The organism is Streptomyces monomycini (genome assembly GCF_022271435.1).
Taxonomy (GTDB): domain Bacteria; phylum Actinomycetota; class Actinomycetes; order Streptomycetales; family Streptomycetaceae; genus Streptomyces; species Streptomyces monomycini.
In genome coordinates this window covers 1-10,580 of the sequence record NZ_JAFIQY010000078.1, presented here as the reverse complement: position 1 = coordinate 10,580, position 10,580 = coordinate 1, and the positions used below count along the sequence as shown (strand labels likewise).

11 protein-coding genes are annotated in these 10,580 nt (G+C 73.2%); 8 read left to right on the top strand and 3 right to left on the bottom strand.

The window, feature by feature from the left end:
- Window positions 1–192: 192 nt before the first annotated feature.
- Window positions 193–1,167 carry a carbohydrate kinase family protein gene (locus JXZ78_RS39825; protein ID WP_030023529.1) on the bottom strand — a complete coding sequence of 325 codons (975 nt, stop codon included), beginning with the start codon at window positions 1,165–1,167 and terminating at the stop codon, window positions 193–195.
- 40 nt (window positions 1,168–1,207) lie between these two features.
- Window positions 1,208–2,215 carry a LacI family DNA-binding transcriptional regulator gene (locus tag JXZ78_RS39820; RefSeq protein ID WP_030023527.1) on the bottom strand — a complete coding sequence of 336 codons (1,008 nt, stop codon included), beginning with the start codon at window positions 2,213–2,215 and terminating at the stop codon, window positions 1,208–1,210.
- A gap of 190 nt (window positions 2,216–2,405) precedes the next feature.
- Between JXZ78_RS39820 and JXZ78_RS39815 the strand changes: the two genes are divergently transcribed.
- From JXZ78_RS39815 to JXZ78_RS39790, 6 genes are all read left to right on the top strand, one after another.
- Window positions 2,406–3,461 (top strand): zinc-dependent alcohol dehydrogenase family protein, encoded by a 1,056-nt coding sequence (locus JXZ78_RS39815; RefSeq protein WP_050502904.1) that lies wholly within the window; start codon window positions 2,406–2,408, stop codon window positions 3,459–3,461.
- Window positions 3,462–3,467: 6 nt separating this feature from the next.
- Window positions 3,468–4,916 (top strand): sugar porter family MFS transporter, encoded by a 1,449-nt coding sequence (locus JXZ78_RS39810; RefSeq protein ID WP_030023525.1) that lies wholly within the window; start codon window positions 3,468–3,470, stop codon window positions 4,914–4,916.
- Between the two features lie 34 nt (window positions 4,917–4,950).
- On the top strand, window positions 4,951–5,361 hold the full coding sequence (locus JXZ78_RS39805) for a Rieske (2Fe-2S) protein (protein WP_030023524.1): 411 nt from the start codon (window positions 4,951–4,953) through the stop codon (window positions 5,359–5,361).
- A 267-nt stretch (window positions 5,362–5,628) separates the two neighbouring features.
- Window positions 5,629–6,180, top strand: a complete 552-nt coding sequence (locus tag JXZ78_RS39800) for an ImmA/IrrE family metallo-endopeptidase (protein ID WP_063726163.1) — start codon at window positions 5,629–5,631, stop codon at window positions 6,178–6,180.
- Window positions 6,165–7,322 (top strand): MAB_1171c family putative transporter, encoded by a 1,158-nt coding sequence (locus tag JXZ78_RS39795; protein ID WP_030023522.1) that lies wholly within the window; start codon window positions 6,165–6,167, stop codon window positions 7,320–7,322. The genes JXZ78_RS39800 and JXZ78_RS39795 overlap by 16 nt, the downstream gene beginning before the upstream one ends.
- A 61-nt stretch (window positions 7,323–7,383) precedes the next feature.
- A complete protein-coding gene (locus JXZ78_RS39790) occupies window positions 7,384–7,770 on the top strand; it encodes an MTH1187 family thiamine-binding protein (RefSeq protein ID WP_030023521.1) in 387 nt (128 codons plus the stop codon).
- Between the two features lie 58 nt (window positions 7,771–7,828).
- Here JXZ78_RS39790 and JXZ78_RS39785 read toward each other — a convergent pair whose 3' ends face one another.
- A complete protein-coding gene (locus JXZ78_RS39785; protein WP_372498496.1) occupies window positions 7,829–8,707 on the bottom strand; it encodes a hypothetical protein in 879 nt (292 codons plus the stop codon).
- Between the two features lie 450 nt (window positions 8,708–9,157).
- Between JXZ78_RS39785 and JXZ78_RS39780 the strand changes: the two genes are divergently transcribed.
- Together JXZ78_RS39780 and JXZ78_RS39775 are read left to right on the top strand one after the other, a co-directional pair.
- The gene (locus JXZ78_RS39780) at window positions 9,158–9,808 is read left to right on the top strand and encodes a papain-like cysteine protease family protein (RefSeq protein WP_030023519.1); all 651 of its coding nucleotides are present in this window, start codon (window positions 9,158–9,160) and stop codon (window positions 9,806–9,808) included.
- A gap of 4 nt (window positions 9,809–9,812) precedes the next feature.
- On the top strand, window positions 9,813–10,580 hold a 768-nt coding region (locus JXZ78_RS39775), incomplete at its 3' end, for a hypothetical protein (protein ID WP_238783718.1).

Below are 10,580 nucleotides of genomic sequence, written 5' to 3'. Positions count from 1 at the left end.
GTGCCGCGTGCCGCGTGCCGCGTGCCGCGTGCCGCGTGCCGCGTGCCGCGTGCCGCGTGCCGCGTGCCGCGTGCCGCGTGCCGCGCGGCCCGGCCCACCCGGCCTCGTCCGGCTTCCTCCGGCCCGACCTACCCCGACCCCCGTCGCTCCCTCGGCGCGCCGTCACTCCGGCCCGCCTCGCCCCTCAGCGCGTCAGCGCTCCACCCCCGCAGCCCCCGCCAGCTCCGCCGCGTACGGCGGCTGCGCGCCCGGCCGGGAGCAGGTCACCGCGGCCGCGTGGGCCGCGAAGCCGAGGATGTCGCGCCAGGCGTCGGGGGTGAGGGCGGCGAGCGCGTCGGGGGACAGGGCGCCGTGCGCGTCGAGGCGGTGCAGCAGCGCCGCGTTGACGGTGTCGCCCGCGCCGATCGTGTCGGCGACCTCGATCCGTTCGCCGGGCACCGCGATCTCCGCACCGCCGCCCGGCGTCCGTACGGACAGCCCGTCACCGCCGCGCGTGAGCACGACCGCCGCGGGTCCGGCCGTCAGCCAGTCCTTCACCGCGGCCGCGACCCCCTCGGGGCCGGCCTCGGGGCCGGCCAGCCACTCAGCGTCCTCCTCCGAGAGCTTCAGCAGCGTGACGTGCGGCAGCCAGGCGCGGAAGCGGGCGCGGTAGGCGTCCGCGTCCGCGATCAGCCCGGCGCGGATGTTGGGGTCCAGCGCCGTGAAGATCCCCTGCTCTGCCGAACGGCGCAGCAGGGCCTCGTACGCGCTCGCGCCCGGCTCCAGAACCAGCGAGCAGGTGCCGAACGACACGGCCCGTGCGGCGGCGGGCAGTTCGTCCGGGAGGGTGAACAGCCGGTCGGCGGTGCCGTCGGCGTAGAAGCCGTAACCGGCCGAGCCGTCCGGGCTGATGTCCGCGACGGCCAGGGTGGTGGGCTCGGTGCCGCGCTGGACGAGCGAGGTGTCCACGCCGTCCGCCCGCAGCCCGCGCAGCAGTTCCTCGCCGAACGTGTCGGTGGAGACCCGCGAGCAGAACGCGGCGGGCGAGCCGAGCCGCCCGAGGGCGAGCGCGGTGTTGTACGGGCCGCCGCCCCGGCGCGGCAGCAGCGCGGGCAACGGCCCGTCCCCGGAGGGCGATTGCGAGCTGGGGACGAGGTCGATCAGGGCCTCGCCGGCGACGACGATCACGGCATCCTGGCCTTTCTGGGGGAGGGGCGGGTCGGGTGGGTCAGTGTCCGGCGCCGGTGCAGCCGCAGGAGTCGCGGTGCACGTACGTACAGGGCAGCCGGAGGGTGCGGGGCGGGCGGTCCGGTTCCTCCAGCCGCTCCAGCAGCAGCCGGACCGCGGCGGCCCCGATCTCCTTGCTGGGCTGGGAGATCGCGGTCAGGCGCGGTGCGAAGAGGTCGGCCCAGGAGAAGTCGTCGAAGCAGGCCAGCGCGATGTCGCGGGGGACGTCGCGGCCCAGGTCGCGCAGCGCGCGCAGGGTGCCGATGGTCATCGCGTTGTTGGCGGTGATGATGGCGGTGGGCGGTTCGGGGGCGGCGAGCAGGTGCCGGGTGGCGTCCTGGGCGCCCTCCGCCTCGGAGTTGCCGCCCGCCAGGAGTTCGGGGGCGAAGGGCAGTCCGCGGGCGCGCAGGCCCTCGCGGTAGCCCTGGACGCGTTCGGTGGTGGTGCTCAGTCCGGGCAGCCCGGCGACCAGTCCGATGCGGGTGTGGCCGAGGTCGGCGAGGTGCTCGACGAGCTGCCGTACGGGGGCGGTGTTCTCGGCGCACACCTGGTCGTACGCGTCGCCGACGAGCCGGTCGAGGAAGACGGCCGGAACCTTGCGCCGGGTCAGGTAGTCCACCATGCCCGTCGGCTCGGCGGACGGCGCGACGATCATGCCGTCCACCCGGCGTTCGTGCAGCAGCCGGACGACCTTCTGCTCGTGCGCGGGATCGTCGTGCGGATCGGCGATCAGCAGGCTGTAGCCGGCCTCCAGGGCGCCGGCTTCGACGCCCTGGAGGATCTCGGTGAAGTACGGGTTGCTGATCGCGGAGACCGCGAGGCCTATGGAGCGGGTGCGCGCGGTGACCAGGGAGCGGGCCAGCGTGTTGTGGGTGTAGCCCAGCTCGTCGATGGCCGCGAGGACGGCGGCGCGGGTGTCGGGGCGTACCGGCCGGGTCTCGTTGAGCACGTGCGAGACCGTGGCCACGGAGACCCCCGCCTGCCGCGCCACATCGACCATCGTCGTCATCCGGTCCGTCTCCCCGAGTCCCTTGTCGTCCTGGTGTCGCCCTGGTGCGCCGGCCGGAGGTCCGGCTGCCGGTACGTAGTCCATCACAGCCTAGACGTAAACGCTTGCGCAAACGTTTACCCCCGGGTTACGTTCACGCCACTCCACCCCGCAACACCCGCAACACCGCACGAAGACGTGAGGAGGCGCCATGCGCGCTGTCGTGGTCACCGAGCCGGGCCGTACCGCCCTGACCGAGGTTCCCGATCCCCGGCCGGAACCCGCGGAGGTCGTCGTGCGCGTCTCCTCCTGCGGGCTGTGCGGGACCGACATGCACATCCTGGGCGGCGAGCTGCCCGCCGTGCCCTACCCGCTGGTCCCCGGTCACGAGCTGACCGGCGAGGTGGTGGCCGTGGGCGAGGGCGTCACCAGCCCCGCCGTCGGCGACCGCGTCGCGGTCAACCCGAACATGCCGTGCGGCGCCTGCCACTACTGCCGCATCGGCCGCGCCAACCTCTGCGAGGACTACCAGGCGATCGGTGTCACCCAGGCGGGTGGTTTCGCCGAGCTGGTCGCCGTCCCCGCGCGCTGCTGCCACCTCGTCCCGGAGTCCTTCTCCGAAGCCGCCGCGGGTCTGATCGAGCCGCTGTCCTGCGCGGTGCACGGCCTGAACCGGCTGCCCCGCCGCCCCGGCGAGCACTACCTGATCTACGGCGCCGGAACGATGGGCCTGATGATGGCCGCCCTGGTCCGCACCGCCGGTGCCGCCTCGGTGTCCGTCGTGGACCTCAACAAGGACCGGCTGGCCTTCGCCGAGAGCTTCGGCCTGGACGCCGCCGTCACCAGCGCCGACCAGCTCGGCCGCAAGCCCGGCTTCGAGGTCGTCATCGACGCGACCGGCGCGGTCCCGGCCATCGAGGACGGCCTCGGCCGCGTCCGCAAGGGCGGTACGTTCCTCCAGTTCGGCGTCACCGACCCGGCCCGCTCCGCGAAGTTCTCGCCGTACCTGGTCTACCACCACGAGATCGACATCATCGGCTCGATGGCCGTCCACAACAGCTTCCAGCCCGCCATCGACGTACTGGAAGCCGGACTCGACCTCGACCCGCTGGTCAGCGACGTGTACGGGCTGGAGGACTTCGACGAGGCGGTGGCCCGCTTCCGGGCCGGCACCGGCCGCAAGGTCCACATCGCGCCGCAGCAGGGCTCCCGGGCGCCGCAGCGGGGCTCCCGCACGGCGGGCCCGCGCCCCGCGCGAAAGGGGTGACCGGCCGTGCCCGCACGCATCAAGAACGCCCTGATCTGGGTCTTCGGCGCCCTCGGCGGCATCCTGTGGGGCTATGACACCGGCGTCATCTCCGGCGCCATGCTCTTCATCAAGAACGACATCGCGCTGACGCCGCTCCTGGAGGGCATGGTCGTCTCCGGCCTGCTGGTCGGCGCGATGCTGGGCGCGGGCCTGTCCGGACGGCTGTCCGACTCCTGGGGCCGGCGCCGGCTGATCCTGGCCGCCTCCGCCGTCTTCATCCTCGGCACCCTCGGCGCCTCCCTGGCCACCACCCCCTGGACGCTGATCGCCTTCCGCTTCGTGATCGGCACCGGCGTGGGCATCGCCTCCGTCGTCGTACCGCTCTACCTGACGGAGCTGGCGCCCAAGCACCTGCGCGGCGGGCTGACCTCGCTGATGCAGCTGCTGGTCACGGTCGGCATCTTCCTCGCGTACGTCACCGACTACCTGCTCGCCGGCGCCGAGGCGTGGCGCTGGATGATCGGCCTGGGCGTGGTGCCCGCCGCGATCCTCGCGCTCGGCATCGTCACCCAGCCGGAGAGCCCCCGCTGGCTGGTCGGCAAGGGCCGCAACGACGAGGCGCGGCACGTCCTGACCCGGCTGCGCGGTACGGGCGGCGCGGCCGACGCCGAACTGGCCGAGATCGAGGAGGCCGAGCGCACCGAACGCGCCGAGAGCCGCTCGCTGACCCTGCGGGACCTCGCGGCGCCCCGGCTGCGGCCGGTCCTCCTCGCCGGGATGCTGCTGGTCTTCTTCCAGAACTTCGTCGGCATCAACACGATCATCTACTACGCGCCGACGCTGCTCACCGACATCGGCTTCGGCTCCGACGGCGCGATCCTCGCCAACGTCGGCATAGGGCTGCTGAACATGCTGATGACGCTGCCCGCCATGCGGCTCATCGACCGCAAGGGACGCAAGCCGCTGCTCCTGTACGGCGCGCTCGGGATGTGCGCCGCGATGCTCGTGCTGGCCGTCACCAACCTGTCCGGCCTCGGGTACGGGGCGGCGCTGTCCACCCTCACCCTGTTCGGCATCGCCCTGTACATCGCGTCCTTCGCCGTCTCCTGGGGGCCGGTGCAGTGGGTGATGCTGCCGGAGCTGTTCCCGATGCGGATCCGGGCCGCCGCGGTGAGCCTGTGCGTCATGTTCAACTGGCTGTTCAACATGGTGGTCTCGCTGGTCTTCCCGACCCTGCTGCGCGCCTGGGGCGCCGGCGTGAACTTCCTGTTCTTCGCCGTGACGACGTTCGGCGCCTTCGTCTTCGTACGGAAGCTGCTGCCGGAGACCAAGGGCCGCAGCCTGGAGGAGATCGAACGGGACCTGCTCAAGGGGCGGTCGGGGCATCCGGAGGACCGCGACGGGGGCCGGTCGGGTCAGCCCGAAGCGGACGGATCGGTACCGGTATCGTCGGGAGCCGATGCCGCGGGGTGACGCCGCGCCCTGACCGAATTCCTGGGAGTACGACATGAGCCAGCCCCCCGCCCGCCGGACCGTGCTGCGAGGGGCCGCGCTCGTCGGCGCGGCGGGCTTCGGCGTCGCCGCCTGTTCCGGCGGCGGCTCGGACGAGGCGTCCGCGACGCCCGCCGAGCCCGTCGCCCTGGGCGCCGCCGCCGAGGTACCGGTCGGCGGTGCCAAGCTCTACCGCGAGAGCCGCCTGCTCGTCTCGCAGCCCGAGAAGGGCCAGTACAAGTGCTTCAGCGCCAAGTGCACCCACGCGGGGTGCGTCCTGGACAAGATCGAGCGGAACCAGGGCAACTGCCCCTGCCACGGCAGCCGGTTCGACGTCACCACCGGCAAGGTCGTCCAGGGACCGGCCTCCAAGCCGCTGCCGGAGGTCCCCGTCAAGGCCGAGGGCGGGAAGCTGATCGCGGGCTGACGGGGATGGCGGGCTGACGGGGGTGGCGGGACGCACCGGGCGCCGTAACACAGTGCAATTGGCCGGAAACGGACTGCTTGGCGGCGGGGGACTGACAGGGGGCCGGGTGACGATCTACGATCGCACGACGCGTGGCACGGATGGCGCGCGAGGGGGTGTCGTCGTGCTGGTTTCCTCGTGTCTCCACCCGGCGGCGGCAGCATGACCGGGCGTCGCTACCGGGTCGTCTGCCCTCCTGTACCCACAAGCCATGGAGAGCCACCCGCGATGCACTGGAGGCGACTGCGCCGCCGCTGCCGGCGCGTGATCGACGGGATACCGCTGCCCGAGCCGTTCTCCGCCCAGGAACTGTGCGCCCGGCTCGCCGCCGACCGGGAGCGCCCGCTGCGGCTGCTGACCCTGCCCACCCCGACCGGGCTGGGGATGCCGACCGGCATGTGGCTGGCCACCGAGGAGGGCGACTACGTCTTCTACGACGCGCAGACCAGCCCGCTCCACCAGGAGCACATCATCCTCCACGAGATCGGCCACCTGGTCTGCGACCACCGCATGGCCGTCGAGGACCCCGGGCTCTTCCGCCACATCGACATCGAGGACCCGGCGTCCATCCGGCGGGCCCTGGGCCGCACCCGCTACTCCGACCGCCAGGAGCAGGAGGCGGAGATGATCGCCAGCCTGATCCTGGAGGGCGCGGGGCGGGTGCCCGCGCCGACCCTGCTGTCCGGCACGCTCGGCGGGCTGGCGTCCGGCATGGGCCTGCGGTCCGGTACGGGTTCGCGCGAGAGCCGTCACCCGGGGGCACCGTGCTCACGTGGCTGACGGACCTCGCCTGGCTGGAGAACGCCGGGATCGTGGCCCTGTGGGCGGTGGTGCTCGCCCGGGCGCCGCAGGGTCTCAAGGACCGGGCGCAGCGGCCTCTGTGGTTCGCCATCGTGATGATCGCGCTGGCCATGTCGATGCACCTGGAGCCGGTCACCGCCGTCCTGGCCCGCCTCGTGCCGGGCGCCCACTGGGTGGACCTGTCCACGCACCTGTTCAGCATCGTCGACGCGGCCGCCGTGCTGTGGTTCATCTTCCAGGCGGCGGGGCGGCAGCGCCGTACCGTCCTGGTGTTCGGCGCCGCTCTCGCCGTCATGCTGGCGCTCGTCGCCCTCGACCTGACCGGCCCGCCGCACGCGCGCAACCAGATCACGCCGTCGCCGGACATCCCGAGCGTGCCGGACGCCTACTGGTACGTCTTCTTCGCCTTCCACCTGACGGCCGACACCACCTGCGGCTTCGTCTGCTGGTCCCAGGGCCGTACCGGCGCGCCCCGGCTGCTGCGGTACGGGCTGCGGCTGTTCGGCACCGGCATCCTGCTGGCGTCGCTGCTGTGGGTGCTCAAACTGGCCTATCTGCAGACCCGTTCGCCGGTGTTCGGCCCGCTGTTCTCGCCGGTCACCGGCGTCGAGGCGCTGTTCATCGCGGCAGGGGTGGCGCTGCCCGTACTGACCGGGGCCCGGCAGCTGTGGCGGGACCGCGCGTCCTACCGGGGGCTGGCCGTGCTGTGGCGGGAGCTGACGGCGGTCACCCCCGACGTGGTCCTGGGGTCGGACGGCCGGCTGCGCAACGCCGTGCTGCCGCTCCAGCTGCGCCTGTACCGGCGCGTGATCGAGATCCGCGACGCGATGATCGTGCTGCGGGACTACGTCACCCCGGCCACGCTCGACGGGGTCCGCCGGCACGTGGGGGAGCGGGCCGTCCCCGCGCACCTGGCCGACGCGCACGTCACCGCCTGCTGGCTGGCCGCCGCCCTGCACGCGCGCCGCACCGGGGAGGCACCGCAGGCCCAGACGGCCAATCTCGCGGGCCCCGGCGCGGGCGATCTCGGCGAGGAGGTCCGCCACCTGCTGCGGATCGCGGATGCCTACCGGTCTCCCGTGGTACGCGAGTACCGGGCGGTGCACGTCGGCAGCGGGTGACGGTGCCGCACCACGGCCGGCCGCCGACGGGCCGCCGTTTCCCTACGAGGAGAGGAAGACCGTGCTCATTGCCTTCGCCCTGACGCCCATGGGCGTGGAGGAGAACGGCGCGGCGTACGTCGCCGACGCGATCAAGATCATCCGGGAGTCCGGGCTGCCGAACCGCTCGGACTCCATGTACACGATGATCGAGGGGGACTGGGACGAGGTCATGGACGTCGTCAAGCGCGCGACCGAGGCCGTCGCCGACCGCGTGCCGCGCGTCCAGGTCAGCATCAAGATCGACGTGTGGCCGGGGATGGACCGCCCGCTGGACGGCAAGATCTCGATGCTGGAACGGCGCGTCGCGGACAACGCGGCGGCCGCGAGCGCCCTGGACGCCCGTACTGCGGCCGCGGACGCCGACGCGTCGGGCGTCCCGGCCACCGGGGCGGGGCCCGCCGCGTAGCGGCCCCGCCGACCGGATCACCCCGGGGGCGCGCCTCCCGAAGCGCGCCCCGCCCGGATCACCCCCAGTCCCACCCGATCCCCACGATCCCGGGCCGTACGCCCTGTTCCACCAGGTGTACGGCCCGGTGCCGCCCGCTCAGCGTCAGCTCCTGCTGACCCGAGCGGGGCGCGCCCGCCTTGGTCTGCGTGAAGCGGCGGCAGCGGACCGGCAGCGCCGCCTCGTCGAAGCACACCTGGAGGACGTACTGGCCGCCGGCGAAGCGGAAGCCGCGTACGTACTCCGCGCTCTGGCCGCCGCTGCCGTCCTCGAAGCTGTGCCCGAAGACGTGGGTGTCGCCGGTGCGCAGCCGGACGTCGAAGAGCAGCTCGGCGACCACCATCGCGGTGGCCGCGTTCCGGCGCACCCGCCCCAGGCGGCAGTTCTCCCCGGCGGTGACGGTCACCCGTGACGGGTCGCAGCCCGCGTCGCCCTGGTGGATGGCGATGTAGCGGTCCACGCCGTCCCGGTGGGCGCGCACCACCTGGAGGGAGCGCCGCCCGCTCAGTTCGCGGCCGGCTCCGATGTGGACCCATTCGTGGTGGCCGACCGTGTGCAGCCCGCCGTCCGCGGGCGCCTCCAGCTCGGCGAGGAGCGCGTGCAGGGCGTCGGACGGGTCGAAGAGCGAGCGGTAGGAGCGGGCGGCCGGGCGCTCCGTGGTCTCGGCTCGCGCGCCGCCTTCGGGGACCAGCAGCCGGTGCAGGGAGCGCGCGGGCAGGTCGAGGACGTCCTCCAGGGCCCGTACGGCGCGCAACGACTCGGGGCGCTGCGGGCGCCGTGCCCCTTGCTGCCAGTAACTCAGGCTGGTCACGCCGACCTTGATGCCGCGCTGTGCCAGCTTGTGCTGGACGCGGTGCAAAGCGAGGCCGCGGGCGGCCAGGGCGGCCCGCAGGGCCAAGTGGAACGGGCCGGTCCGCAGGATCTGCGTCAGTTCGCCCGATGGGGCGGAAGCCGGGCTGCTTTCCGGGTGCGCCCGAGGTCCCTGGTGCGGGGATTGCTCGTGTGCTTCCTGATGTTCGAGAGGCGTTTCCTGAGGTGTTTCCCGAGGTGTTCCCTGAGGAGTTCCATGAGGTGTATGTGGTGCCTGTTGTGTCATGTGCTGATTCATCGCCCAACCCTCCGGCGCGCGCGGTGAACGTTCACAACCGGACTTCACACCGTGCGCTGTCCCTGCCTGTCCGCTGCAGTACGCCGGGCACGAGCCGTTCACACCCGGCACCGGACGTCCACACCCCCATGTCACCCCGCATTGAAGCGTGTTGACCTGCTCCCGACAACACCCGATGCTCCTGACCAGCATCCGGATGCGCTCCTCCATCCCCACCCCCCTCACCGGGAGAGGAACGCCATGACCTGTGCACCACGCACCCGCGGCACACGCCGCAGATGGCTGTCGGCCGCGGCACTGTCGGCCGCCGCGCTGACCGCCGTACCCGCGACACCCGCCACCGCCGCGCCCGCCCCCACCGGCACGGCGGTCCAGGCGGCCCCCGCCGCGCCCGCCCCACAGGGCGCACTCGCCGCGAACCGGCTCGACATCTCCATGCAGGCCCAGGAGAAGACCAACTGGTGCTGGGCCGCCTCCGGCAACACCATCGCCACCTTCTACGGAGGAAGGTACAGCCAGAACCAGTTCTGCAACGCGGCCTTCAACCGCTCGCAGGGCAGCACCTGCCCCAACAACCAGGCCACCCTCGGCAATGTGCAGAACGCCTTCGACTGGATGGGCGTCAACCCGGGCTCGTACGTCACGGGCTACCTGCGCTACGGCACCGTCCAGAGCGAGATCAACGCGGGGCGCCCCGTGGAGACCCGCATCCAGTGGTCGTCGGGCGGCGGGCACATGCACGTGATCTACGGTTTCGACACCGCCAGGAACTGGGTGTACTGGGGAGACCCGTGGGGCTCCAACAGCCGCTACAACTGGGGCGACTACAACTACTACGTCAACGGCAACTCCTTCTCCTGGACCCACTCCCTCTACCGGATCGGAGCCTGAGGCCATGACCGAGCACAGAGCTCCGGCCGTGTCCGGCGCCGCCGCCGGGCGCGGCACCCCGGCCCTCCGCGCCGCCATACGGGCCGCCGCAACCGGCGCGCTCACCGCCGCCTTCCTCGGTCTCGCGCCGCAGAGCGCGCTGGCCGCCACCCCCGCACCGCCGCCCGCGCCCGCCGCGTCGACCGTCACCGCCGCCCGCACGGCGGCCACCGCGCCGGACACCCTCGCGACGCTCTCCCGCTTCTTCGCCCGCGACGGTGCGGTCGCCCGGACGGAGGCGCGGCCGCGGATCGAGGGGCGGACCGTGCCCGTGTACGTCCTGTCGGCCGACTTCGTCCGCGGCAAGGCCGGGGCACCCGTCTCCCGGCTGGAGTTCCTGGCCAGCACCGCGGTCTCCGCCGACGGGCAGAAGGCGTCCGTGTGGACCGCCGAGTCCGGCGGCGCCTGGAAGGTCGTCAACATCGCGACCGGTGACGACGAGGCCCGCTACAGCGCGGCCGGCGACGGCGGCACGGTCTTCCAGGAACCGCAGATCAACGCCTGGTACGAACAGCGCGGCGACCGCGTCCGGCCGCTGGACGCCGAGGCGCGCAAGGCGGTCGGCGCGGGCGGCACCACCGTCGCCGCGTACCAGAAGCGGGTGGCCAAGGCGTACGGCGACAAGCTGCCCGGCTCCGCGTACGACCGGCGCGGCGCCGCCGGCGGGTACGGCCCGCAGGCGCCCGGCGCCGGCGGCGGGGCCGCCCAGGGAGGCGCGTCCGGGCAGCCCGTC

What these genes read in the sequence shown, in the direction of transcription:
- JXZ78_RS39820 (WP_030023527.1), bottom strand. Translation starts at nt 2,215, where the DNA reads ATGACGACGATGGTCGATGTGGCGCGGCAGGCGGGGGTCTCCGTGGCC.
- JXZ78_RS39815 (WP_050502904.1), top strand. Translation starts at nt 2,406, where the DNA reads ATGCGCGCTGTCGTGGTCACCGAGCCGGGCCGTACCGCCCTGACCGAG.
- JXZ78_RS39805 (WP_030023524.1), top strand. Translation starts at nt 4,951, where the DNA reads ATGAGCCAGCCCCCCGCCCGCCGGACCGTGCTGCGAGGGGCCGCGCTC.
- JXZ78_RS39800 (WP_063726163.1), top strand. Translation starts at nt 5,629, where the DNA reads ATGCACTGGAGGCGACTGCGCCGCCGCTGCCGGCGCGTGATCGACGGG.
- JXZ78_RS39780 (WP_030023519.1), top strand. Translation starts at nt 9,158, where the DNA reads ATGACCTGTGCACCACGCACCCGCGGCACACGCCGCAGATGGCTGTCG.